Annotated in this window: 24 protein-coding genes; 13 read left to right on the top strand and 11 right to left on the bottom strand. The window is 65.2% G+C overall.

The features are described from left to right. Positions 1-84: 84 nt before the first annotated feature. Positions 85-276: a zinc-finger domain-containing protein gene (locus tag KCN53_RS11835; protein WP_088712252.1), complete on the bottom strand. Its 192-nt coding sequence runs from the start codon at positions 274-276 to the stop codon at positions 85-87. 359 nt (positions 277-635) lie between these two features. On the opposite strand from KCN53_RS11835, the gene dksA reads away from it, so the two are divergent. From dksA to KCN53_RS11820, 3 genes are all read left to right on the top strand, one after another. Further along, positions 636-1,046: an RNA polymerase-binding protein DksA gene (dksA, locus tag KCN53_RS11830; RefSeq protein WP_088713408.1), complete on the top strand. Its 411-nt coding sequence runs from the start codon at positions 636-638 to the stop codon at positions 1,044-1,046. A 186-nt stretch (positions 1,047-1,232) separates the two neighbouring features. Next, a complete protein-coding gene (locus tag KCN53_RS11825) occupies positions 1,233-2,474 on the top strand; it encodes a putative DNA modification/repair radical SAM protein (RefSeq protein ID WP_088712253.1) in 1,242 nt (413 codons plus the stop codon). Positions 2,475-2,482: 8 nt separating this feature from the next. Continuing rightward, positions 2,483-3,904, top strand: a complete 1,422-nt coding sequence (locus KCN53_RS11820; RefSeq protein ID WP_088712254.1) for a UdgX family uracil-DNA binding protein — start codon at positions 2,483-2,485, stop codon at positions 3,902-3,904. A 26-nt stretch (positions 3,905-3,930) separates the two neighbouring features. Here KCN53_RS11820 and KCN53_RS11815 read toward each other — a convergent pair whose 3' ends face one another. Together KCN53_RS11815 and KCN53_RS11810 are read right to left on the bottom strand one after the other, a co-directional pair. After that, positions 3,931-4,614, bottom strand: coding sequence for a DJ-1/PfpI family protein (locus KCN53_RS11815; protein ID WP_088712255.1), 684 nt, complete (start codon positions 4,612-4,614; stop codon positions 3,931-3,933). 26 nt (positions 4,615-4,640) lie between these two features. Next, positions 4,641-5,696, bottom strand: a complete 1,056-nt coding sequence (locus KCN53_RS11810; RefSeq protein ID WP_088712256.1) for a beta-N-acetylglucosaminidase domain-containing protein — start codon at positions 5,694-5,696, stop codon at positions 4,641-4,643. An 86-nt stretch (positions 5,697-5,782) separates the two neighbouring features. Between KCN53_RS11810 and KCN53_RS11805 the strand changes: the two genes are divergently transcribed. Beyond that, positions 5,783-6,493 (top strand): hypothetical protein, encoded by a 711-nt coding sequence (locus tag KCN53_RS11805; protein ID WP_088712257.1) that lies wholly within the window; start codon positions 5,783-5,785, stop codon positions 6,491-6,493. A gap of 27 nt (positions 6,494-6,520) precedes the next feature. Then, positions 6,521-7,297 (top strand): SDR family oxidoreductase, encoded by a 777-nt coding sequence (locus KCN53_RS11800; RefSeq protein ID WP_088712258.1) that lies wholly within the window; start codon positions 6,521-6,523, stop codon positions 7,295-7,297. 33 nt (positions 7,298-7,330) lie between these two features. On the opposite strand, the gene KCN53_RS11795 is transcribed toward KCN53_RS11800, so the two are convergent. From KCN53_RS11795 to KCN53_RS11780, 4 genes are read right to left on the bottom strand one after another with little or no spacing between them, the layout of a single operon-like run. Next, positions 7,331-8,500, bottom strand: coding sequence for an endonuclease/exonuclease/phosphatase family protein (locus KCN53_RS11795; RefSeq protein WP_207790605.1), 1,170 nt, complete (start codon positions 8,498-8,500; stop codon positions 7,331-7,333). 55 nt (positions 8,501-8,555) lie between these two features. Next, complete coding sequence (locus KCN53_RS11790; RefSeq protein WP_088712259.1) at positions 8,556-10,157, bottom strand: cisplatin damage response ATP-dependent DNA ligase; 1,602 nt, start codon at positions 10,155-10,157, stop codon at positions 8,556-8,558. Beyond that, positions 10,154-11,200 (bottom strand): sensor histidine kinase, encoded by a 1,047-nt coding sequence (locus KCN53_RS11785; RefSeq protein WP_088712260.1) that lies wholly within the window; start codon positions 11,198-11,200, stop codon positions 10,154-10,156. The genes KCN53_RS11790 and KCN53_RS11785 overlap by 4 nt, the downstream gene beginning before the upstream one ends. Continuing rightward, positions 11,197-12,198, bottom strand: a complete 1,002-nt coding sequence (locus KCN53_RS11780; RefSeq protein ID WP_088713410.1) for a ligase-associated DNA damage response exonuclease — start codon at positions 12,196-12,198, stop codon at positions 11,197-11,199. The genes KCN53_RS11785 and KCN53_RS11780 overlap by 4 nt, the downstream gene beginning before the upstream one ends. Positions 12,199-12,235: 37 nt before the next feature. On the opposite strand from KCN53_RS11780, the gene KCN53_RS11775 reads away from it, so the two are divergent. Together KCN53_RS11775 and KCN53_RS11770 are read left to right on the top strand one after the other, a co-directional pair. Continuing rightward, positions 12,236-12,724: a YbaN family protein gene (locus KCN53_RS11775; protein ID WP_224199634.1), complete on the top strand. Its 489-nt coding sequence runs from the start codon at positions 12,236-12,238 to the stop codon at positions 12,722-12,724. Continuing rightward, positions 12,725-13,258 carry an AAA family ATPase gene (locus KCN53_RS11770; RefSeq protein WP_088712261.1) on the top strand — a complete coding sequence of 178 codons (534 nt, stop codon included), beginning with the start codon at positions 12,725-12,727 and terminating at the stop codon, positions 13,256-13,258. 106 nt (positions 13,259-13,364) lie between these two features. On the opposite strand, the gene KCN53_RS11765 is transcribed toward KCN53_RS11770, so the two are convergent. Next, positions 13,365-14,099 carry a carbonic anhydrase gene (locus KCN53_RS11765; protein WP_224199632.1) on the bottom strand — a complete coding sequence of 245 codons (735 nt, stop codon included), beginning with the start codon at positions 14,097-14,099 and terminating at the stop codon, positions 13,365-13,367. Positions 14,100-14,434: 335 nt separating this feature from the next. Then, positions 14,435-15,211 (bottom strand): MerR family transcriptional regulator, encoded by a 777-nt coding sequence (locus KCN53_RS11760; protein WP_088712262.1) that lies wholly within the window; start codon positions 15,209-15,211, stop codon positions 14,435-14,437. Positions 15,212-15,316: 105 nt separating this feature from the next. On the opposite strand from KCN53_RS11760, the gene KCN53_RS11755 reads away from it, so the two are divergent. The 4 genes from KCN53_RS11755 (at position 15,317) to KCN53_RS11740 (ending at position 20,230) form a co-directional block, all read left to right on the top strand. After that, on the top strand, positions 15,317-17,725 hold the full coding sequence (locus KCN53_RS11755; protein ID WP_088712263.1) for a ligase-associated DNA damage response DEXH box helicase: 2,409 nt from the start codon (positions 15,317-15,319) through the stop codon (positions 17,723-17,725). Positions 17,726-17,827: 102 nt separating this feature from the next. Next, positions 17,828-18,814: a retroviral-like aspartic protease family protein gene (locus KCN53_RS11750; protein ID WP_088712264.1), complete on the top strand. Its 987-nt coding sequence runs from the start codon at positions 17,828-17,830 to the stop codon at positions 18,812-18,814. Positions 18,815-18,869: 55 nt separating this feature from the next. Beyond that, positions 18,870-19,532, top strand: a complete 663-nt coding sequence (gene pdeM / locus KCN53_RS11745) for a ligase-associated DNA damage response endonuclease PdeM (protein ID WP_088712265.1) — start codon at positions 18,870-18,872, stop codon at positions 19,530-19,532. 80 nt (positions 19,533-19,612) lie between these two features. Further along, positions 19,613-20,230 carry a flavodoxin family protein gene (locus KCN53_RS11740; protein ID WP_088712266.1) on the top strand — a complete coding sequence of 206 codons (618 nt, stop codon included), beginning with the start codon at positions 19,613-19,615 and terminating at the stop codon, positions 20,228-20,230. 3 nt (positions 20,231-20,233) lie between these two features. On the opposite strand, the gene KCN53_RS11735 is transcribed toward KCN53_RS11740, so the two are convergent. Continuing rightward, complete coding sequence (locus KCN53_RS11735) at positions 20,234-20,782, bottom strand: GNAT family N-acetyltransferase (RefSeq protein WP_088712267.1); 549 nt, start codon at positions 20,780-20,782, stop codon at positions 20,234-20,236. A gap of 17 nt (positions 20,783-20,799) precedes the next feature. Next, positions 20,800-22,719 (bottom strand): S9 family peptidase, encoded by a 1,920-nt coding sequence (locus KCN53_RS11730; protein ID WP_088712268.1) that lies wholly within the window; start codon positions 22,717-22,719, stop codon positions 20,800-20,802. A gap of 178 nt (positions 22,720-22,897) precedes the next feature. Between KCN53_RS11730 and cobA the strand changes: the two genes are divergently transcribed. Continuing rightward, positions 22,898-23,650 (top strand): uroporphyrinogen-III C-methyltransferase, encoded by a 753-nt coding sequence (gene cobA / locus KCN53_RS11725; RefSeq protein ID WP_088713413.1) that lies wholly within the window; start codon positions 22,898-22,900, stop codon positions 23,648-23,650. Then, positions 23,647-23,934 (top strand): DUF2849 domain-containing protein, encoded by a 288-nt coding sequence (locus KCN53_RS11720; protein WP_088712269.1) that lies wholly within the window; start codon positions 23,647-23,649, stop codon positions 23,932-23,934. The genes cobA and KCN53_RS11720 overlap by 4 nt, the downstream gene beginning before the upstream one ends. The last annotated feature ends 10 nt before the right edge of the window (positions 23,935-23,944 follow it).

The following is a 23,944-nucleotide window of genomic DNA, read 5'->3' as shown; positions in this document are numbered from 1 at the left end:
GCCAGCGCGCTCCGCGGCGCGGCGGATATAGCCGCCGCTATAGCCTTCGCCGAGGATCAGGAGACGGCGGGGAGTGACGGCGGGTCAGTCCTTGCGCGGATCCGCAGGACCGCCCGCCAGGATGAACCGGCGGTCGCAATAGCCGCAATCGACGAAACCCTCTGCGCCCATCTGCAGCCATACGCGCGGGTGGCCGAGCGGGCCGCCTTCGCCTTCGCAGGCGACGCGCTTGTTTTCGCTGAACACGGTTTCGGGGTTGGCGGGGTCGATGATCATGGGCCGGGGAGATAGCAGCGCGCGCGCAGGCCGCCAAGCTCCTAGCGGACTGTATGGCCGCGGCGTCGGCGCCATGGTGGAAAGGCGCGAATGCGAGTCGTAACGCCTTGAGCCGTGGAAGGGATTCTTGCGTGGAACCCGCCGCTCCCGTCGCGGAGGTGATGTTTTTCGTCTTTGCAAGAGAACATTCTGCCGTTCAGCCACTCGTAATCCGTTGAGACATAAGCGACGGCACGCTATGAGCGCCGCCATCGTCCTTGGGGGAGGACGAGACTAGGGAGGGAATTGAAGTGGATACCATTGTTGCGTCACCGCTTCCCGACACCGGGATCGGTTTTGAAGTCGTAAATGAAGAGAGCATGGTTCTGCCTGCCGGCTACCGGCCGAGCGAGGACGAGCCCTTCATGAGTTCCAGGCAGCTCGCTTATTTTCGCGCCAAGTTGTTGGGTTGGCGGGAGCAGATCCAGGACGAAGCGCGCGAGACACTGATCGAGCTGAAAGCCGACAGCCTGCATGAGGCGGATCTCGCCGATCGGGCGAGTTCGGAAACGGACTGGACCGTGCACCTGCGTACGCGCGATCGTCAGCGTAAGCTGATCGGCAAGATCAACGCTGCCCTGCGCCGTATCGACGAGGGTGAATATGGCTATTGCGAGGTCACTGGCGACCCGATCGGTCTCGGCCGGCTGGAGGCACGCCCGATCGCCACGATGACGGTCGAGGCCCAGGAAGCGCACGAGCGCCGGGAAAAGGTCAGCCGCGACCTGTAGGCGCCCCGGGGGGGGGTAAGTGGTCCGTCCCAATCGCGGGCCCGTGCGTATCGGCGGACAGGGCGGAAAGATTGTCCGCCCTGTCTCCGCCGGTTTCCTTTCTTCGTCCCTTGCGCCGTGCGCCGAAAGGACGCGGTTTGATCTAGGTGTATCGACGCTTCATAAGGAGGAACATATGAAGAACGAATGGCCCAGCTCGATACGCGTCAGAAGTTAGAGATTCTCGCCGATGCGGCGAAATATGACGCGTCCTGTGCGTCGTCGGGCACCTCGAAGCGCAACTCGCTGGACGGGAAAGGCATCGGGTCGACCGAGGGCATGGGAATTTGCCACGCCTATGCCCCCGATGGACGGTGCATCAGCCTTCTGAAGATCCTGCTGACGAACAGCTGCATTTTCGACTGTCACTACTGCATCAACCGCAAAAGCTCGAACGTCCGCCGCGCGCGGTTCACCGCCGAGGAAGTCGTCCATCTAACGCTCTCTTTCTACAAGAGGAATTATATTGAGGGGCTGTTTCTCTCCTCGGGCATCATCCGTTCCTCCAACTACACGATGGAGCAGCTCGTAGAGGTCGCGCGCGAACTGCGCGAAACGCACGACTTCCGGGGCTATATCCACCTGAAAACGATCCCCGACGCCGATGAGGAGCTCGTTCGCCAGGCGGGCCTTTATGCGGACCGCGTATCGATCAACGTGGAGCTTCCGACCGTCAGCGGTTTGAAGCGGCTCGCTCCGGAAAAGGACGGACGTCGCATCGAAGGGGCGATGGCGGACATGAAGGGCGCCATCGACGATCTGAAGGATGCGCGGAAGAAATACCGGTCGGCGCCCAAATTCGCGCCCGCAGGCCAGTCCACCCAGATGATCGTCGGTGCGGATGCGGCGAAGGACGGCGACATCATCATGCGCGCCCGTACGCTCTACGATCGCTTCCGTTTGCGCCGCGTCTATTACTCGGCTTTCAGCCCCATTCCCGATGCCAGTGCGGTGCTGCCTCTTCAACGGCCGCCCTTGATGCGCGAGCACCGGCTTTATCAGTCCGACTGGCTGATGCGCTTCTACGGGTTCACGCCCTCCGAGGTGATCAGTGCGTCGACGGACGGCATGCTCCCCCTCGATATCGACCCGAAGCTTGCCTGGGCCTTGAAATTCAGGGAGAATTTCCCCGTCGACGTGAACCGCGCGCCGCGCGACATGCTTCTTCGCGTACCGGGTCTCGGCACGAAGGCGGTGGCGGCGATTTTGTCTTCGCGCCGCTGGCGTCGGTTGCGGCTCGACGATGTCGCCCGGCTCACCGTATCCTTGAAGAAGGTGCAGCCGTTCATTTGCTGCGAAGACTGGTCACCGCGCACCCTGACTGACAAAAGTGACCTCACGGCATGGGTGAAGCCGAAGCGTGAGCAGCTTGAGCTGTTTCCCGGCTGAGGGCTGCAATGCGCGCGGTAAGCCTCGCACGTCCCGACGATGCAGCAGGGTGGCGCAGTGCCGCCCGCGCGCTTGCTCAGGCGGGCGTGCCCGCGTCGGATGTTGGCTGGACCGTCGCGGGCGAGGGCGGCGACCTCTTCGCGGAGGAGGCATTGCCCGCCCCGACGGCCAATTCTCGGCTTACAGTTCCGAAACCGTTTCTGGGTCTCGTTGACGCGGTTATCTGTCACTCAGATCCCGAGCGGTTTGCACTGCTCTACGCCATGCTTCTGAAATTGCAGGACAACCGGCGGGCCCTCGAAGATCGCGCCGATCCGCTGCTGAAGCGGCTGGAGGTCATGCGCAAGGCGGTGGGGCGCGACATTCATAAGATGCGCGCCTTCGTACGCTTTCGCGAAGTTGAAGGTCATGACGGGTCGGAGCGGTTCGCAGCGTGGTTCGAACCCGATCATCATATTGTCCGCGCCAACGCCCCCTTCTTTCAGCGCCGCTTCGCCGCCATGACCTGGTCGATCCTGACGCCCGAGCTGTGCGCCCATTGGGATGGCGCAGGGCTGTCCTTTTCCGAAGGCGCGGTGAAGGCGGATGCACCTGGCGGTGACCCGGTCGAAGAGACCTGGAAGACCTACTATGCGTCGATCTTCAATCCGGCCCGGGTGAAGGTGAAGGCGATGACCGCCGAGATGCCGCGTAAATACTGGAAGAACATGCCGGAAACGGCGCTCGTGCCGGGCCTGATCGCCGGCGCACGCGAGCGGGAGCTCGCGATGGTCGAACGGTCGCGGCAGGCGCTCCCGGCGGAACCCCGCCCTCGGGAAGCCGCTGATATGGCCATGACGAAGATCGGCTCTTGGGAACAACTCGCTGAGGAGGCGCAGCGCCGCCACGGCGAAGAACAGGGAAATGCTGGCACGCAGCTTGTGTTCGGGGAGGGGCGGCGTGACGCCGACCTGATGTTCGTCGGCGAACAGCCGGGCGATCAGGAGGACCGGGCGGGGCGTCCCTTCGTCGGACCTGCCGGTCAATTGTTCGATCAGGCGCTCGGTCGGGCAGGGATCGATCGGGCCGAGACCTACGTCACCAATGCCGTGAAGCGCTTCAAGTTCGAGCAGCGCGGCAAGCGCCGCATCCACTCGAAGCCCGGCGCCCAGGAGATCGAGGCGTACCGTTGGTGGATTGAAGCGGAGCGCGGGCTGGTCGCACCCGACCTCACCGTGGCCCTAGGCGCGACAGCAGCCCGAGCGCTTCTGGGAAAGACCGTGACCATCTCGAAGACTCGCGGAACGGCGTTGGAGCTACCGGGGGGCGGTCGGGGACTCGTGACGGTCCACCCCAGCTATCTCTTGCGCATTCCCGACAAGGGAAAGGCGGACGAAGAGATGCACCGCTTTGTCGAGGACTTGGAAACCGCGCGAAAGCTTGCCGCCTGACGTCCGCGTGTCGTTGAGGTTGCGGGCTAGCGCTTTGCTGCGATCCGCTCGATCTCCGCCAGCCGGTCGTCCATCCCCCTTGCGGCCATGCCGGCCTTCGTCTGGGCCAGGATATCTGGCCGCGCGGTTTCGGGCGTGCCGCCCGACATAGGCGCGGGATCATATTCCAGTCCGAGTTGCAGCGACTCGGCAAGTTCCCGCCCATGCAGGATCTCGGCGATGCGAAAGCCGAAATCGATGCCGGCCGTTACGCCGCCGCCGCTGATATATTTTCCATCTTCCACGACGCGCGCCGCCACCGGCTCGGCGCCGAACAGCGACAGCTTGTCCCGCCAGGCCCAGTGACAGGCGGCCCGCCGCCCCTCGAGCACCCCTGCCGCGGCGAGGACAAGCGACCCCGTACAGACACTCGTCGTGAAGCGGCTGGTTTCGTCCTGTCGGCGCAGCCAGCCCAGCGCCTCCTCGTCCTCCATGACCGCTGCACAGCCATAGCCCCCGGGTACGCAGACCATGTCGAGTGGCGGGCAGTCGGCCAGCGTATCGGTGGGCGCGAAGGTCAGGCCCATGTCGTCGGAGACCGGCTCGGGGCTCTTCCACACAAAATGAAGTTTGGCGCCCGGCATGCGTCCCAGCACCTGTGCCGGGCCGGTCATGTCGAGCTGCGTCAGCATGGGGTAGAGCAGGAAGCCGATGTGAAATGTCTGGGTCATCTGGAAAACTCCTTCGGCCGGCGGGGTTACTGCGTCTGGACCTCGGCGGCGGTCTGCACATAGCCTCCGGCGGCGAAGCGGACGATTTCGCGCGCCGCTGGATGGTCATGCCTCGAAAAGCGGGCAGTGACCCGCTCGGGATCGATGAAGTCCAGCCCCCCATCCTGCAGCGGTAGCCGCGTTTCCATCAGGTCGTCCGCCAGCGCCGTTGGATACAGCGCATAGGCGGCCTCCTCGGTGGCGGCGCGATAGTCGTAATCGGCGCCGTCCCGGTAGCTTATGGCCAGTGTCACGCAGGGGAGGAGCGACAGGTAGGGCTGCAAAGCCGGGTTGATGTCATGCGCGGCAATCTCGTTTGCCAGCCCCATGCGTCCGCTCATGCCGGCGAGGTGCAGCCGCCGCGACATGCGCGGCCCGTCATTCACCGGGTAATTGTCCCACAATGATGGCTTGCGTCCGAACATCTGCGCCACTCCCCGAACATGGGCGGGGGTGATTTCTGCGGAGCAGACTTCCGGCCCGGTCCAGTAGATGCCCAGATCGGGCGGAAGGGCCCTGCCGAGCGCATGCTCATATCCTGCCGGGCGCCGACCGAAGGCGCGGTCGAGCACCGGATCTTCGCTATAATAGCTCGGGCAGATTTCGACGCCTGCGGTTCCGGCGGCATGCCCCGCCCATTCCGCGATGCGGGACTGACGCGCAGCGAGGTCGGGAATATCGCCCTTCATGTCGTCGAACAGGATGGCGATGCGTTCGGCGCCCAGCCCGAGAAGGTCGGTGGTTCGCCTTACGATCGTCTCGCGACCGTCCGCGCTCATCTCCTCGTGCAGACCGAATGGAGAGAGGCCGATGCCGAAGGACACGCCCTCGCGGCGGCAGGCGTCGGCGAAGTCTCGGAGAGCTGCGGCGTCCACCTCGTCATGCTGCGCTCGCCAGTCGCGCCGCAGCTTCGCGTCCGCCTTCGGGGCGTAGGTGAAGCGCGAAAAGCCCCACGGCGCGAGCGTGCGCATGACGGCCGTGCGCTCCTCCCAGCTCCAGGGCTGGCCGAAATATCCTTCGATGATCCCGAGGGGCGGCGCCATAGGGCTGGCAATAGGGGCTTCCTGGTCCGCACGCCAGCGCCCCTCGGCTGATGACGCAGACAGGGACCGGCGCTAAGGCGGCGGCAATGCGTATCTTCACCTTTGCCGCTCTTACGTGCGCCTTGCTCGCCGCGCCGGCCGCTTCTCAGTTCACGGCCGAGTTTCCCGGCGACCCGCGCGTCTGGGCGCAGGAGCAGGAACGCCGCTCCGCCGCGCACACCCCGCAGCTTGCGGACCTCCGCAGCGAAGCGCTGCTGCGGGCACGATGGTCGAAAACGATGGAAGCCTGCGCGGCGCCGCCCAACATCACGCGGCTCTACGGTCTTCAGCCCGCCCATGCCGACCGCACTGTCGCAAACGGCATCCTGGACGACGCCTTTCACGGCGGCTGGACATTCTATGCGGAAACGGACTGCGCCGAAACGCCCGTGGTGCGCTACCTCTACATCGCCGAGAAAAGCGGCGACCATGTCATGCTCGTAGTCAACCGGGGCGAGGTGATCTCCACCCCCTCGATGATGCGAGAGACGAGCGCGCTTGCCGGAGCGGAAGCTTATGAGGCTGCGAAGCGGCTCGACCCCGATTGCGGCGTGGAAAGCGTCGGCATGCGGCAAACGTCGGTACTGGAGGCGGACCCTGCGCTCGGTCCGGCTGTCGCCGGCGCGCGCTTTTCCGGGGGTTGGCGCGAGCTCTGGGACTTCACCGCCTGCGCCCGCGATATGGCGGTGACGGTACGGTTCGATACGGACGGGAAGGGCGGTACAACCGCCCGCATCGAAGATGTCAGCCTGCGATAAGATCAGGCAAACCTTGGGAGAAAGACGATGAGCATTCCGAAATTGTTCGATCTTGGCGGTCAGACCGCGATCATAACCGGCTCCTCTCGCGGCATCGGCCGCGCCATCGCGCTTCGCATGGCGGAGCACGGCGCCAATGTCGTTGTCTCCAGCCGCAAGATCGAGGCCTGCGAAGAGGCGGCGGACGAGATTAACCGGGCGGTCGGCCGCGACGCCGCCCTGCCGACGGCCTGCAACATTTCCTCGAAGGACGATCTTCAGAACATGGTCGACCTCGCGCGCCAGCGGTTCGGGCAGGTCGATCACCTTGTCTGCAACGCCGCATCCAACCCCTATTACGGCCCGCTGGCGGAGATCGGCGACGAGCAGTTCGAGAAGATCCTCAAGAACAACATCGTGTCGAACCACTGGCTGATCCAGCTCGTCGCGCCGGGCATGCAGCAGCGCAAGGACGGGACGATCACCGTCGTGTCCTCGATCGGCGGCCTGCGCGCCTCGACCGTGATCGGTGCCTACAACATCTCGAAGGCGGCGGACCTGCAGCTCGTGCGCAACTACGCGGCAGAGCTGGGGCCCGACAATGTGCGGGTGAACGCCATCTGCCCCGGCCTTATCAAGACCGACTTCGCAAAAGCGCTGTGGGACGATCCCGAGACGCTGAAGCGCTCTACCGCCGGCTCTGCTCTGAAACGCATCGGTCAGCCCGACGAGATCGCCGGCGCCGCCGTGTTCCTCGCCTCGCCGGCAGGTGCGTTTACGACGGGCACGCAGATCGTCATCGACGGCGGCGCCACCATCACCTGATCCGTCCGGCAGGCGGGAGGGGCGAAACCGGTATCAGTCGCCGCCTTCCGCCACGATCCGGTTGAGATAGTCGTCGGAATAATCGACTTTCAGTGCGCACCACAGCAGCTTGTGGTCGGACATCTGATGCCGCCGGTAATAGGTCTTGTAGTAACGCTCTTTCTGCGCGCGGCTGCGCTGCTGTTTTCTGCTATTTTTTTCGAACACGTCGGGCTTTACGATGTCGACATAGTGGGCCGCGTCCTCGCCGCGGTAGACCGCGTCGAACATGTCGAAGACGCCCGACCGGATGAACTCGAAGCGCGGGTCGGCGGCTTTGAGGGCGATCTGGTCGTAATGGTGGGTACCCGACAGGTTGGTCGCGTCCAGCTCGGTCGGCACCTCGAAACCGGCATCCTTCAGCGCCTGCATCGTGTGATGTTCGGGCGAGACGATGTTGAAGTCACCGAGGAGGAGGTAGTTTGCAGCTCTGCCCGCATCCTGCGGCTCGTCCCAGCCATCCTCCCGGGCGCGGTTGATCAGCGCCGTCTGTTCCAGTTCCTGCCGCTCGGCGAGGAAGCCCGCGATCTTGTGAATCTCCCGCCGGCGCTGCTCCATTTCCGGGCTGCTCTCGCTCTTGTCGCCATAGAAGATATGGACGGTGACCAGCTTGAACTTGAACCATCCCGACTGGAAGGCGACCGAGAAGGGCGTCCGCGCGAACTGCACCTCGCGCTCGCCATTTCCGGTGTCGCTGCCGGGCGCGGCGATTTCCTGCCCCTCCGGCAGTACGACTTCGCCCGCCTCCTTGCGAAAGGTTACCTTCGCCTTGCGGTAGAGGAAGGCCAGCCGCTCGTCATTTCCTGCGTCCCCGCCCTTGTTGGCGCCCGACGTATCCGTGACGATATAGTCCCACGCCGGACCGAGGTGACGCTCGACCAGCCGCTCCAGCGCGCCAAGGTCGCGGTTCACCTCCTGCACCGCGACGAGGTCGAAATGGTCGATGATCTCGCCGATATACAGCATCGATTCCGGCGTGCGCCGATAGGCGCCGCCATTGCCGAAATGCATCAGGTTCCACGTCGCGAGGCGCAGGCTGCGCTCGTCGGAACTTCCGTGAACTTCGGCGCGAAGCTTTGCCTTCAGGTCTAGAAGGCGCCGCGCCACGAAGGCCTGGTGCGCCTCCGGCAGAATGTCGAACTTGATCCCGTTGATGATCGTCACGGCTGCTCTTCCCCGCGTCGACCCCCGGTGCGGATGATAAGCCGGCCTTCCTCGCTCAGCTAATCATTTTCTCCAGCGTCACGATCTCGTCGGCTTCCTCCGCGGGCTTGTCGGTGCGGATGCGGTTGATGCGCGGGAACCGCATGGCGATGCCGGACTTGTGGCGGCGCGAGGCGTGGATGCTGTCGAACGCGATTTCGAGCACCAGCGACTTTTCCACTTCCCGCACCGGCCCGAAGCGGTCGATCGTGTTCGCGCGCACGAACTTGTCGAGTTGCTTCAGTTCCTCGTCGGTGATGCCCGAATAGGCCTTTCCGACCGGCAGCAGCCGGCGTTCGGGATCGTCCTCGGGCCCTGTCCAGCAGCCGAACGTATAGTCGCTGAAGTAGGACGAACGCCGTCCGGACCCGCGCTGCGCGTACATGACGACGCAGTCCGCCAGTAGCGGGTCGCGCTTCCACTTGTACCACAGCCCGGTTTTTCGTCCCGGGACATAGGCGCTGTCCTTCCGCTTCAGCATCAGGCCTTCGATGGCCGCGCTGCGTGCGCCTTCGCGGATCCCGGCCAGGTGGTCGAAATCCTCCGCCTCGACGGTCTGGCTGAGATCGAAGCGATCCTCCGGCAGCCGCCGCGCGAATGCTTCCAGCCGCGCGCGCCGCTCGGTCCAGGGCAGCGCGCGCAGGTCCTCCGGGCCGTCGAACAGGATGTCGTACGCGCGGACGAAGGCGGGCGCCTCGGCGAGCATTTTCTTCGACACCGTCTTTCGTCCCAGCCGCTGCTGCAAGGCGTTGAAGCTCGCCGCGCCGCCCGCTTCGCCGCCTTGTACATCGCCGCGCACCATCAGTTCGCCGTCGAGCGCGCCGGGCTCGCGGAATGCCTCCGCCACGTCGGGAAAGGCGGCCGTGACGTCGTCGCCCGTGCGGCTGAACAGCTTCGTCTGGCCCGCGACGTGCACCAGCTGCACGCGAACGCCGTCCCATTTCCACTCCGCAGCATAGTCTTCGGGGTCGACGCGCCCGTCTTCCAGCGGATGCGCCAGCATGAAGGGGCGGAAGACGGGGACATCGTCCTGCGTCGGGCGCGGCTGCGATCCCTCGCCCCAGGCAAAGAGGGCGGGGTAGGGCGCGTCGATGCCGTGCCAGACCTCCTCCACATCGTCGAGGTCGACGTCGAACGCCTGCGCGAAGGCCGTCTTTGCCAGCCGCGCCGACACACCGATGCGCAGGGCGCCGGTCGCCAGCTTGATCAGCGCGAAGCGTTCGGTTGGCGTCAAGAGGTCGAGATAGGCCGTCATGACGCCAGGGGCGTCCGTCCGCGACAGCCCCTGCAGCCGTTCGACGACATCTGCCAGGCGCAGGTCTTCGTGCTCCGGGTCGACTCCCGGCGGCGGTTCCCAGATCAGCGATACCGTCTCGGCCATGTCGCCGACATAGTTGCGGCTCATCCGGAACAGCACGGGATCGACACGCCCCTCTACCAGCGCCTTGATCAGGCCCGGTTTGACGCTTTTGAAGTCGAGCTCTTCGGTCAGCGTCGCCAGCGCCCAGCCGCGGTCGGGATCCGGCGTGGCCCGCAGATAGTCTGCGATCAGTTTCAACTTGGCATTGCGCGAGCGGGTATAGACCAGCCGCTCGAGAAGCTCTGCGAAGGCCTTCATTCCTTTTCTTCGGCCCCGTCCAGCTCAAAGACGAAGCGCGTGCCGGGCCCGTCGGTATCCCGCGTCAGCTTACCGCGCGCCTGCATGGCGAAGGCGTCGATCAGCCTTTGTCCCAGTCCGCCATGGCGGCTGAGTGGCGGCTCCCCCTCTTTGCTCGCCATGCCAACGCCGTCATCCTCGACGATCAGGCAGTAGCCGCCCTTGCGGCGGTGAAAGGCGATGTCCACCCTGCCGCTGTCGCGCCCGGCAAAGGCGTGCTTGGCAGCGTTGGTGGCAAGCTCGTTGACGATCAGCCCGATGGCGATGGCGCGGTCGCGCGGCAGCCAGGCTGTCTCGGCCTGGCATGCGATGTTGACGCCCCCCGGCAGGTTCAGGCTGTGTGATAATGTCCCGCACAGCTCGCCGAGACAGTCCCGCATGTCGACCAGGGTCGGCAGGCCGTCGCCGCGATAGAGCGACTCATGCGCCCGCGCGATCAGGTCGACGCGCCCGGCGGCGACCGACAGCGCCTCATGCGCGGGATCGTCTTCGGCGAACTGGCGGCGCTGTACGTCCAGCAGGGACGCAACCATGGCGAAGTTGTTCTTCACCCTATGATCGAACTCGTGAAGATAGAGGTCGCGCCGCTCCAGTGCATCGTCGCGTTCCGCAACCGCCCGGCGAACCGCGCTGCGAAAGACTTCCGCAAGTGCCACCACGGCGAAGCCGGCCAGCACGTTGACGACGACCCGGGGGCCGTCGCTGGGAACCGCGAAGGCAAAGCTGCCCGAGGCCGGCAGTACGAAATACCAGGCGTAGAGCGCGCAGAAGGTCTGCGTCAGCACGCCGGCAAAGGCGCGCGCGAACAGGGAGGCTGCCAGGACGAAGGGAACGGTCAGCGCGAACGGCCCTGCGGCGGGGAGGACCTGATCGACCAGCCAGCGGGCCGCGAAGGCCAGAATGGTGCAGGCCAGCGCGACGCCGATCATCGTCACCGGCCGCGGAATGGCTGGCGCGAAGCGGTCGGGCAGGTCGAGTTCGCCGAGGCGCCGTTCCCAGCTCATTCGTCTTCGTCCTCTCGGCCGACCAGGCTGAGGGCGCGCGCCTTGATCTGCCGTGTCATGCACCAGTGTAGCAGCGCATCCTCGCGGCCGTGCGTCACCCAGACTTCCTTGGGTGCGACCTCCTCGATCGTCGTCGTCAGCTCATCCCAGTCCGCATGGTCGGAAATGATCAGCGGCAGCTCGACATTGCGCTGCCGGGCGCGCTGGCGGATTCGCATCCACCCCGAGGCCATCGCTGTAATGGGATCGGGAAGGCGGCGGGACCAGCGGTCGTTCAGGGCTCCCGGAGGGCAGAGAATGATGCGTCCGCGCAGGTCGTCCTTCTTCTTTCCGGTCGCCAGGACCAACTCGCCGAGATCGACACCAAGGTCTTGATAGAGCGAGCATAACCGCTCCAATGCGCCGTGGATATAGATGCGCTCGTCATGGCCAAGCGCGCGCAGGTGCGCGATGACGCGTTGGGCTTTTCCCAGCGCATAGGCGCCAATCAGCACGCAGCGGTCCGGATTCGCGGTCAGCGCCTCCAGCGCACGATGCACCTCGCCTTCGGTGTCGGGATGCTTGAATACCGGCAGGCCGAATGTCGCTTCGGTGATGAAGATGTCGCACGGCACGGGCTCGAAGGGTGCGCAGGTCGGGTCGCCGCGCCGCTTGTAATCGCCGGAGACCACCACGCGCTCGCCTGCATGCTCCAGCACGATCTGCGCGGAGCCGAGCACATGACCAGCCGGGACGAAGGCACAGTCGACTTCGCCGATCCTCACAACTTCGCCATGGGCAACGGGCGTCGATTGCGGATATTCGCCGTAGCGCGTTTCCATGATGGCAAGGGTTTCCGGTGTTGCCATGACATGGTTGTGGCCGCTGCGCGCATGGTCGGCATGGCCGTGCGTGACAAGCGCGGTATGAACGGGCTGCGACGGATCGATCCAGAAGTCGCCCGGCTCGACATATATTCCCGTCGGGTGCGGCTTTATCCAGGATCCGAGCGTTGCCATCTTCAGGTGCAGAATGAGTGAGAGCGGCCAAGGTTCATTGACGGACGACCCGGACGGAAGCGGCGATGGTGACACGTCGACGAGCGAGGCCGCGCGCAAGGCTGCCCGAAAGGCTGCTCGTCAGCGGCGGGCGGCGGAGATTGCAGCCGGGCATATGCCCGTCCGCAGTCCGCTGGCGCGTCGTCTCTATCTCTGGGCCGGCTGGCTGAATGTCGGCCTGGCCGCTATCGGCGCGGTCCTTCCCGTCATGCCGACGGTCATCTTTCTGATATTCGCAGCCGCCTGTTTCGCCAATTCCAATCCACGTCTGGAGGCGAAGCTGCTCGCCCATCCGCTGTTCGGCCAGCATATCATCGCCTGGAGAGAGCGGCGTGCCATCAACCGCAAGGGCAAATGGGCCTCGACGCTCGGAATGCTGACCGGCGCGGCGTTCGGCCTTGTGTTCCTGCCGCCGCCCTGGATGTTCGCCGGCAGCGCGATTGCGGCAGTCTTCATTCCCTGGGTCTGGTCCAGGCCGGAGGCGTGAGTGGACAGCGCCGATCCCTTCGGCGGACAGCCCGCCGCGCTGTTCCTCAGCGGCCCGATCGGAGCCGGGAAGACCAGTCTTGGCCGCTACCTTGTCCGGCAATGGGGCGGCGAATTCATAGAGGGTGACGACCATGCGGCCACGGGTAAGCCTTGGTTCGCCTCGTCGCTGTCTACCGTGCGGGCGCTTCTTTCAGCCGCGAACGCCGCAAGTCGCATTGCCGGACTGGCGGTCGTTGCATATCCGCTGCGCCGCCGCGAATGGGTGTACCTCTCGAGGCACCTGGCATCTGCGGGCACGCAGGCGCTCTGCGTCAATCTAGCTGTCGATATGGCGGATCTGGACGCACCCGCACGGGGTCGGAAGCTCGCTTCACATGAGCGCCGGCGCAGCGCTGAGATGATCCGGCAGGGCTATGCGAGCCGGCCCTTCGCTGCTCTGACCCTCGATACCGGTAGGCTATCGCTGCGAGACTGCGCCCGGCAACTCCGGCTGGCGTTTCCTGACCTCGCAGGCCTACCGCCGGCCATGTAGGGCCGGCGGTGGCGTCGCTCCGCAGCTATCCAGTTGCGGACTGCGTGTGAAACGGGGGGAGACCGGCCTCTGGCGCCACTCTCGCCGCCCGCCCAATCAGCCCGCGTCAGTTCGACGGTGCGACGACCAGCCGTCCGTTCAGCGGTTGCAGTGACCTGTTGCTGGTGCCCAGGCGCGCTTCCATCGCCTCGATCTGCGCGGCGCTGGCGGTCAGCACCTCTTCGGCGACGTGCCAGTTCACCCCTTCGGTACAGGGCGGCGTGGTCAGCGATCCCATATAGCGGTAGACGGCAAGCTCCTCCGGGACGAGCGCGCCGACGTCGAGTTCCAGGTCGTCCTCGTCCGCGTCGATGGTCTGGACGATCGCGTCGAGTGCCGGATTGGCCTCGCCCTCTTTGAACATGACCCCGAGAACGCCCAGACGTCCCTCGCTCGTGGCATGGACCAGATGAAGCACCAGCGGATAGCGTGTGCCATCTAGGGCATGCTCGGCCGGAGTATGGAAATGCATTTGCAGCAGGTTGAACAGGTCGCCGCCCGAAATCATGCCCATTCCGGGCTCGACGTCGACCTGGACTTTCCCCGGCCCCAGCTTCAGGTCTCCTGGCGCGGTGCCATAGGACGCCGCGACGTCGATGTCGCCGTAGGCATTCGCCATGTTCAGGTCGATGGGCGATTGCATCGCACCGGCATCGCAGGCGGCATAGTCTTCGTTTGCAATGGACCATTTCTCCGGCACGTCGCCGTCGCCATAGACCCAGTCACGCACGGATGTATCGGCCAGTGCCGCCGTGGCGCAAAGCCCGGCCGCTGCCGTCAGCATGGTGGTAATCGATTTCATTCGTTCCTCCCCAGAAGCTTTGAAACCTGATTATAGGTCTCCTAACTTAGCTAGCAGGGTCGAAGGGTCAAGATATTGAAGAGTAGGCAAAAAATTCCGGGAGAACCCGACCGCCCGTTGCGGGGTTGTTAGACCGCTGCCCGCCTTTTGCTTCCAGCTTCCCGTCGACATCACCGACTGGTTCGCGGCACCGTCTGAAGCGCCGGTCCGCTCGTCTTTCGATAGGCTCAGGATAAGTGGGTTCCTGACAGCGTTCTGTCGGCAGTCTGAGTTTGCGGGCCGTCCAGTGCGGTTGGGCTCTCTTAGCTCTTTGCAAGGACGGCCCTGCTTCTGCCTCAGGTGCGCGCCGCTTTTACGCGCTCGATGAAGCGCCAGGCTTCGGGGCTGAAACCGGGATTCGGCGCATCGTCACCCCAATTCGGCATGTCCGCATACATGGACTGCACATCCCGCGTCATTGCGGGGGTGGCAAGCGAGAGGAATGGTGCCAGCAGTTCTTCCCATTCGGTCAGAAGCGCCTGCGCGTCTTCTCCGGCGGGGTCTGAGCCGAGCGCGGCTTCGATCTTGCCGCCGAGTTCTTCCCATTTCGATGAATATTCGGCCTGGTCGAAATCCGGCAGCGCGGTGTGCCTGCGCGTGTCGGCTGCCGCGAAGTCCGATTTCGCGTCCTCGCTTAGATAGCGGTCGGTCAGTTCTTTCCAATTCGTCTGTTCGGTCACGATTCTTGTTCCTTGTTCGATCAGCGAGCAGAAGGTCGCGGCATCGAGGCGCTCGCCTTCGTCGATGCGGGACAGGGTGTGGCGCAGGCTGTTTTGCGCCGAACCGATTCGCTCGCGCTGTGCACCGAGCGCGGCGATCTGCATTTCCACGACCTGGCGCAGCGAAGCGCCGCCGCCGTCGAGGATTGCGCCGATCGCGGACAGGCTGAAGCCGGCCTGCTTCAGTATGATCAGCCGGTGTAGCCGTTCGAGATCGGCAGGTCCGAAGACCCGGCGTCCGGAACTCGTGCGGCCGGGCGATACTAATCCTCGCGCCTCGTAGAAGCGCAGGGCGCGCGCACTGAGGCCGGTGCGGCGAACGACGTCGTTGATGGGCAGTGATTCGTTTGTCATGAGGAAGCGTGTAGCGGGTGACGTTACGTCAGCTTCAAGCGATTTTCTGCAGCTGAAGAAGTGTCTTTTCGCGAACCCGAACGCAGTCTGCAGGGTTGATGGGAAATGTCGCACCTGCCCGCCTCCATCACCGACTGGTTCGCGGCGCGGGACTGGCGTCTGCGCCGCCATCAGGAGGAGATGATCGCCGCTGCGCGTGCCGGAGAAGATGCGCTGCTCGTGGCGACGACTGGGGCGGGCAAGACACTTGCGGGTTTCCTCGGGTCCATCTCGGACCTCATCGAGAACCCGCAGGACGGGCTCCATACCCTCTATATTTCTCCGCTGAAGGCGCTGGCCGTCGACGTGCAGCGCAATCTGCTCGAACCCATCGGCGAAATGGGCCTCGATATCCGCGTCGAGACGCGCACGGGCGATACGCCGTCCGACCGAAAGCTGCGCCAGCGCCAGCGACCGCCGCAGATCCTTCTGACCACGCCGGAAAGCCTTTCGCTGCTCCTCTCCTATCCCGACGCGGAGACGATGTTCGCGGGCCTGAAAGCGGTGATCGTCGACGAGGTGCATGCCTTTGCGCCGACGAAGCGCGGCGACCTTCTCTCCCTTTCGCTCGCGCGTCTGCAACATCTCGCGCCCGGCCTTCGGCGGACGGCGCTCTCTGCGACGGTGCGCGACGCCGATCTCTACCGCGGCTGGCTCTCGTCCGACGGCGACTATGAGGGGGTGCGGCTGGTCGAGGGCGAGGCGGGCGCCGACCCGTCGATCCGCATTCTCCTGCCTGAGGACCGCGTGCCCTGGTCGGGGCATTCGGGCCGCTATGCCGCGCGTCAGGTGATGGAGGAAATCGCCGCGCACCGCCTGACCCTTGTCTTCTGCAATACGCGCTCGCTTGCCGAACTCATCTTCCAGGACCTCTGGTCTGAAAATGAGGAGGGGCTGCCGATCGGCATTCACCATGGCTCGCTGTCGCGCGAGGCACGACGCAAGGTCGAGGGGGCGATGGCGGAGGGGCGGCTGCGCGGCCTCGTCGCCACGGCTAGTCTCGACCTCGGCGTCGACTGGGGCGATGTCGATCTCGTCATCCAGATGGGCGCCCCCAAGGGGTCCTCGCGGCTGCTGCAGCGCATCGGCCGCGCGAACCACCGGCTCGACGAGGCGTCGGACGCCATCATCGTGCCGGGCAACCGGTTCGAATATCTCGAGGCGCGCGCCGCGCTCGATGCCGTCGAACAGCGCGAACTCGATGCCGATCTGTGGCGGCCGGGCGCGCTCGATGTCCTGGCCCAGCACATCATGGCGGTTGCCTGCGCCGCGCCCTTCGACGCCGACGCCCTTTACGCCGAAGTCCGCACTGCCGCGCCCTATGCGACGCTGGACCGCGACACGTTCGATCGCACGCTCTCATTCATCGAATCGGGCGGCTATGCGCTGCGCGCCTATGACCGGTACAAGCGCATCACCCAGGGTGCGGACGGGCTGTGGCGCGTCAGCCATCCCCGCTTTGCCAAGCAACACCGCCTGAATGCCGGCATCATCGTCGACGCGCCCGTCCTCGACGTGCGCTTCAGGAACGGGCGGAAGCTCGGCACGGTGGAGGAGTATTTCGCCTCTACCTTACGCCCGGGCGACACCTTCTTCTTTTCCGGTCTGTCGCTCGAGGTCGAGGGCGTGAAGGATACCGACCTGTTCGTGAAGGCCACCGCCAAGCCAGCGCGCATCCCCACCTATGTCGGCGCACGCATGCCGCTCTCGACGAATCTCGCCAATCGGGTCCGCACATTTCTGCACGACCGGGAGGAATGGCGGCGCTTCCCCGCCGACGTGCAGGACTGGCTCGAAATTCAGCAGCAGCGTTCGGTTCTGCCTGCGCCCGACGAGCTTCTCGTCGAGACATTTCCAAGGGAGGGGCGGCATTATATGGTCGCCTACAGCTTCGAGGGCTGGAACGCGCACCAGTCGCTCGGGATGCTGATCACGCGCCGCATGGAAACCATGGGCCTGTCGCCCATCGGCTTCGTCTCGAACGACTATGCGCTCGCCTGCTATTCGCTGAAGCCGGTCGAGGACCCGCGGCCGCTCTTCTCGGCCGACATATTGGAAGAGGAACTGGTGGAATGGATCCAGACCTCGCACCTTCTGAAGCGCGCCTTTCGCGAGGTTGCGGTGATCGGCGGGCTCATCGAGCGTCATGTGCCGGGCAAGCGCAAGACGGGGCGGCAGGTCACGTTCTCGACAGACCTGATCTATGACGTGCTGAGGAAATATGAGCCCGACCACATGCTGCTCTCGGCAGCCTGGGAGGACGCCAAGGGCCGCCTGACGGACGTGGGCAGGCTCGCCGATCTCCTCGACCGCGCCCCGCGCACAATGGTGCATCAGCAGCTCGACCGGATCAGCCCGCTTGCCGTGCCCGTCCTTGTGCTCATCGGGCGCGAAAAGGTCGCCATGGGCACAGCCGACGACGAGCTTCTGATCGAGGCGGAATCGCTTGCCGAGGAGGCCATGCGACTGGCCTGACCGCAAGCCGTCCGTCGAGCGGGACTTGACGCCGCAGCGCAAAGGGAGCCTCCTGTTCCTATAAGAACAGGGCGGGGGAACTGTCTCCGCCGGGGAGGATATATGAAAAGATTCTGGCCGGCTGCGATCGTCGCGCCGCTCCTGATGGCTTTCGACGCCGTGACGCCCGCACCGCCGCGGGATGCGGCGGCCGGGACCGATCATGAGGGCCAGAATATCGAACTTGGCGAGGACCGCGCCGACCGCATGACCGTCGACGTGACCGTCAATGGCAGCGGTCCTTATCCCTTCGTCATCGATACGGGCGCCGAGCGGACCATGGTCACGCATGAGCTTGCCGCAGACCTGGGCTTGCCGCGCGGCGGCGACGCCTTCGTTCATACCATTTCCGGGCTCCACAAGGTGCCGCTCTTCACGGTTGAGGAACTGGACGTCGCCGGGGACGGCCTCGTCGGCCTGCTGGCGCCCGCCGTGGAGGCGCGCCGGCTCGGGGCGCAGGGCCTTCTCGGGCTCGACAGCCTGCAGAATTCGCGTGTCCGGTTCGACATGCGCGACGGCATCATGACCGTCGAGCCCTCCGCCGTCGATCAGGTGCCGGCGCGCTATCAGCGCGGCGTGATCACGATCACCGCAGAGCGCCGCCTCGGCCGCATGATCCTGACCGAGGCGCGCCTCAACGGCGTCCGCGTGAAGGTGGTGCTCGACACCGGCGCGCAGGTGACCGTGGCGAACGAGGCGCTGCGCGAGGCTCTCTTGCGCCGGGCAAAGGAACAGGAGGGCGTCGAACTGGTGGGCGTCCTTGGCGACTCGCTGCAGGGCGAACTCGCACATGTCCGCCGGCTGGAAATCGACAAGATCCTCATCTCCGGCGGAGCGCTCGTCTTCTCCGATGCGCCGGTGTTCGCGCAGCTCGACCTCGCCGGGGAGCCCGCCATCCTTCTCGGCATGTCGATGCTGCGCTCCTTCGACAGCGTCATGGTCGACTTTCCGAACCGGCTCGTCGCTTTCGATCTCCCCCGGACCAGCGGCATTCGCAGCCGGCTTGCCCGGGGATGCCGCGCCACCAGGATCGATCCCGACTGTACATGAGGCCGATCGTCATGCCTCTTGACCGGACTTGCGCCGCTCGCCCATAGGCGTGGCTATGGTTCCCCTTTCGTTCTGCGGTCATGAGCTGGTCCCGCTTGCCGAAGGCGCGATCTACTGGCCGCTTCGCAACGCAATCCTCCTCGCCGACCTGCATCTGGAAAAGGCCAGCTGGTTCGCCAAGCGCGGCCAGATGCTGCCGCCCTATGACAGCCTGGAAACGCTGCAGGCCGTAAAGGCCGCGATCGCCCGGACCGAGGCGGAGGAGGTGTGGTGCCTCGGGGATTCCTTCCACGACCGGGAGGGGTGCGAGCGCCTCGCGCCAGAGGCGAGGGCGCTTCTCGAAAGCCTGACCGCGCAAACCGACTGGACGTGGATTACCGGCAATCATGATCCCGGTTTCGTCGACACCTGCGGCGGTACGATCGCCGACGAGGCGGAAGTCGATGGGCTGGTGCTGCGGCACGAGGCCGACCCGGCCGACCCCCGGCCCGAACTCAGCGGGCATTTCCATCCGAAGCTGCGGCTGCGGCTGCGCGGCCGCGGTGTGTCGCGGCGCTGCTATGTGATGTCGGAAACGAAGATCATCCTGCCGGCCTTTGGCGCGCTGACCGGCGGGCTCGATGCAAGTTCTCCGCCTATCCTTCGCGCGGTGGGCGGCGAAGCGACCGCACTGGTGCCGACGCGGGAGAAACTTCTCAGATTTCCGCTTGCGGCATAAAGACTTATCATAGGTGAAAGGTGGACCCATCATGCCCGCTCCCCGTTGAAGGGCAAAGCCCCTCATCGGAGTAAAGTGTGATGACCAGTCTTTCCGCCCTTGCCTTCAACGCCACCTTGAAACCCTCCTCCGGCGAGCCGTCCTCGACCGACCGGATGATCCAGCTTCTCGCCGCCAAATTTTCCGCGCAGGGCATCAAGCTGTCGGAGACGGTGCGCCTTGCCGACCATGACATCAAGCCCGGCGTGACCTCCGACGAGGGAGCCGGCGACGCCTGGCCGGCGATCCGCGAGAAGGTCGTCGCGGCCGACATCCTGATTTTCGGAACGCCCATCTGGATGGGGCAGGTGTCGAGCGTGGCGAAACGCGCCATGGAGCGCCTCGGCGCCTTTACGTCGGAAACCGACGACCAGGGCCGCATGCCCAGCTATGGTAAGCTGTGCGTCTTCGCCATCGTCGGCAACGAGGATGGCGCGCATAATTGCACGGCGCAGCTGGCGCAGTCGCTGAACGATAGCGGGTTTACCGTTCCGCCCGTCGCGGCCTGCTACTGGGTCGGCGAAGCCATGGGCTCGACCGACTTCAAGGAGCTCGATCAGGTTCCCGACATGATCGACCAGACCGCGGGCATGGTGGCCGACAACGCGGCCCATCTTGCGAAGCTTCTGAAGGACACGCCCTTTCCCGGGCACGAATAGCCCTCATTCCTGCAGGGGCCCGGCCGCGAAGTCCTCGGCGTCGATGGCGTAGACGAGGTGGCGGCTGGGTTCGCCTGCCATGTCGAAGACCTGGGTGCGGTCGGTCAACCGGCCGCCGATCCGTTCCATGGCCTTTTGCGAGCGGACATTGGTCTCCGCGACAAGGAAGATGACGCGGTCGTAATGCGCCAGCGCATGGGCCAGCATCAGGCGCTTTACCGCCTTGTTCGTTTGTCCGCCCCAATGCGACCGCGCCAGGAAGGTCCAGCCGATCTCCGTCTCCCCCGGCTCGGCGCGCCGCTCGTCGAACCGGGAAGAACCGATGGCGCTGCGTGTCGAGGCATCCTCGATCAGCAGCGCGCCGCCGCTCGCGAGCGAGTCCTCGAAGAACTTGCGAAAGACCGGCTCCCGCCAGCGGTCATGGGCCGGGTGGCCGGCCCACACGTCTCTGTCCGCAGCGACGGCAAACAGCGCGTCCCAGTCGCCGGGGCGCAGTGGTCGCAGCGTCACCCGGTCGTCCGTCAGGACGGGCTGGCTGTCGAACTGGGCCACTGCGCTCCTCGCTGCACCTATTCGCCGAGCAGCTGTTGCAGGAACAGCGTCTCGGCAGCGCGCTGATATTCCCGGTTCGACTGCTTCCGGAACCCATGCCCCTCATCCATGGCAAGCAGATACCATGCCTCTGTGCCGCTTTCGCGCATGGCTTCCAGGATTTGCTCGGCTTCGGAGGCGGGAACGCGCGGATCGTTCGCGCCCTGGATGATGAACAGCGGCTTTGTGATGCGATCGGCGTTCCGCAGCGGGCTGATCTCCTCGAAGAACGCCGCGATCTCCGGATCGCGCTCGTCGCCATACTCCGCGCGCCTCAGATCGCGGCGATAGCCTTTGGTATTTTCCAGAAAGGTGCGGAAATCGGAAATGCCGACAATGTCGATGCCGCCTGCCAGCCGGTCGGAATAGTCGACCATCGAGGCAAGGACCATATAGCCCCCATAGCTGCCGCCATAGACGATGACTTTCTCGCTATCGAGGTCGGGCTGGGTCTCGATCCAGTCGAGCAGCGCGCCGATATCCTCCACCGACTTCTTGCGGTTGAGGGCATTGTCCATCGAGCGATACTCTTCGCCATAGCCGTCCGATCCGCGCACGTTCGGACGAATGACGGCCGCGCCCAGCTCCTTCACCCAATATTGGTAGGTGGAGGAGAAGCTGGGCCGAGACTGGCCCTCGGGTCCGCCGTGGATCGAGATGATGACCGGATGCGGCCCCTCGGTCTCCGGCTTGTAGACGAAGGCCGGAATCTCCATTCCCTCGTCGTTCGGATAGCGGATCAGCTCCGGCTCAACGAAGCCGGACGTGTTGAGCCCGCCAAGCTCCGCTTCTGTCCACCGGGTCAGGTCGCCATTTTCGGTGTCATAGCTGTAGACGTCCGCCGGGCTGGTCGCCGCGGTCAGGGTAAAGCCGACCAGCCGCCCGGCCGGGTGCCAGATGGGACCGTAGACGATACCTGCGGGCAGGTCCGGGCCCTCGCTGATGGCGCCGCTCGCCAGGTCGATGATCTTCAGCGTGCCGAACCCGTCTTCGTTCACCGTGAAGACGGCGCGGGTTTCGTCCGGCGACAGGGCGAGGCCGTCCACGTTCCAGTCGATGCCGGGCGTCAGGTCGGTAACGCTGCCGTCCGGCGATATGCGCACCAGGTTCGCGAAGTCCGCCCCCCGGTCGGAAACGGTAAGGACGCTGCCGTCGCGCAGGACCTCGCCGCCCATATAGGCATTCTCTTCATCCGGCAGCACTTCGGTGACGACGCCGCTCGCGATATCGATCAGGTAGAGGTCGCTGTGCGAGGCGGAATAATAGCGCTGCACGGCAAGCGTCTGACCGTCGGCGCTGAAATCGGTCGGATAGTTCGCGCCCGCGCCCGCATAAATGGTCTGCGGCGCCATTTTCGTCGGCGGGGCGGCGATATCGATGCGCCAGTCCGGATTGCCGTCCTCGGCGACGAAATAGGCCACCCGGTCGCCGTCGTCGGTGAAGATGAAGCCTCCGGACCGGGCACCTTCGGGGGTAAAGGGAAATGCCGCGCCGCTATCGACGTCCTGGTAGTAGCCGCGGTAGAATTCGTCGCCGCCGGTATCCTTGCCGAACACGAAGGCGGCGCGCTGCGGATGCGGGATCGCCGAAGCCACCGGCTCGTCGTAGAAGGTGAGCTGTCGGCGCGCGCCCATCGGCTGGGTAACCCTGTGGATTTGCGCCGTCTCGCCGAAGCGGGTTGCGATCAGCAGGCTGCCGTCGGGCAGGAACCCGTCGAAGGAATGGCCGCGCACATTGACGTAGCGGCGCAGCGTTTCCTCTGTTTCGGCCGGAATCTCCGGTACGCCTTCGATAACGAGATTGCCCTCGGTGCGGCGCTCCTGCGCGTCGGCCACTTGAGAAACCGACGCCAGAAGGGAAAGCGCGGCAAGCGCGATTGCGGATGTCGTGATGTTCATGTCAGGCCCCTTGGTCTCCGCCCATACCCCTCTCCGGTTGTTAGTCCGCGTATCGCCGATGTCCAGCTACGGCGGCCGGTTATGTTCTGCGCCTTGCCGGGCGGGGTGAAGCCGATCTAGCGGCGGCGAAAGAAAGGCTTTGTGGCGACCGGGCGCCGGCGCGCCCATCTTCCCTGTCATGACAGCAGGACGCATCATTCTTGTCGGCGCCGGCCCGGGTGATCCCGAGCTGCTGACCATCAAGGCGCTCCGCGCGCTCGAAGCCGCGGACGTCATCGTGCATGACGGCCTCGTCTCCGACGCCATCTTGCGGCTCGGAAGTCCCGAGGCCCGCTATATCAGCGTCGCAAAGCGGCGCGCGCGGCACACGCTGCCGCAGAAAGAGATTGGCCGGCTGCTCGTTCGCGAGGCTGAGGCGGGCGCGGTTGTCGTGCGCCTCAAGGGCGGCGATCCCTTCATATTCGGGCGCGGCGGCGAAGAGGTCGAGGCGGCGCACGCAGCGGGCGTTTCTGTTGAGGTAGTCCCGGGCATTTCCGCGGCGAACGGGGCGGCGGCGGCGGCGGCGATGCCGCTGACGCACCGCGATCACGCCTCGGTGGTCAGCTTCGTTGCCGGCCAGTGCAAGGGTCTGTCCGACCAGAACTGGGCCGGCCTTGCCGGCAAGGGCCGTACGCTCGTCATCTTCATGGGCGTGAAGACCGCTCCTGCGATCGCCGAAAAGCTCATCGACGACGGCCTGACGCCCGATGTTCCCGTCGCGGTGCTGGAAAATGCCACGCGCCCCGATATGCGCATCCTGCGCTCCGTGCTTGCGGATCTCCCCGATCTCGTGGCGCGCACGAACGTTAGAAGCCCCGCGCTTATCATCGTTGGCGACGTCGCCCGGCTGGGCGCGGTCTCCGAACAGCATCTGGAACAGCTCGCACTATGATCATCCTTACGGGAAACGACCTCGAAACCGGCGATGTCGTCTGGTGGACCGGCTCCGGCTGGTCCCGCCGCGTCGCGGACGCCGCCTTCGTCGAGCCGGGCGAGGGGCCGGAGCAGGCCGCCGGCATCATGCACCGCGAAATGACCAGCCGCGCCGTCAACGGCGCCTATGAGGTCGACGCGGAAGACGGCGAACAGGGACCCGTCCCCTCTCATATCAAGGAACGCATGCGCGCGGCGGGTCCCAGCGTCCGGCCCGATCTCGGCGTGCAGGCGGAAGGCTGAAGCAATGGCA

It is taken from the genome of Pacificimonas aurantium (assembly GCF_020092905.1).
In the GTDB taxonomy this organism is placed as follows: Bacteria; Pseudomonadota; Alphaproteobacteria; order Sphingomonadales; family Sphingomonadaceae; genus Pacificimonas; species Pacificimonas aurantium.
This window is presented reverse-complemented; position numbering and strand designations above follow the sequence as displayed.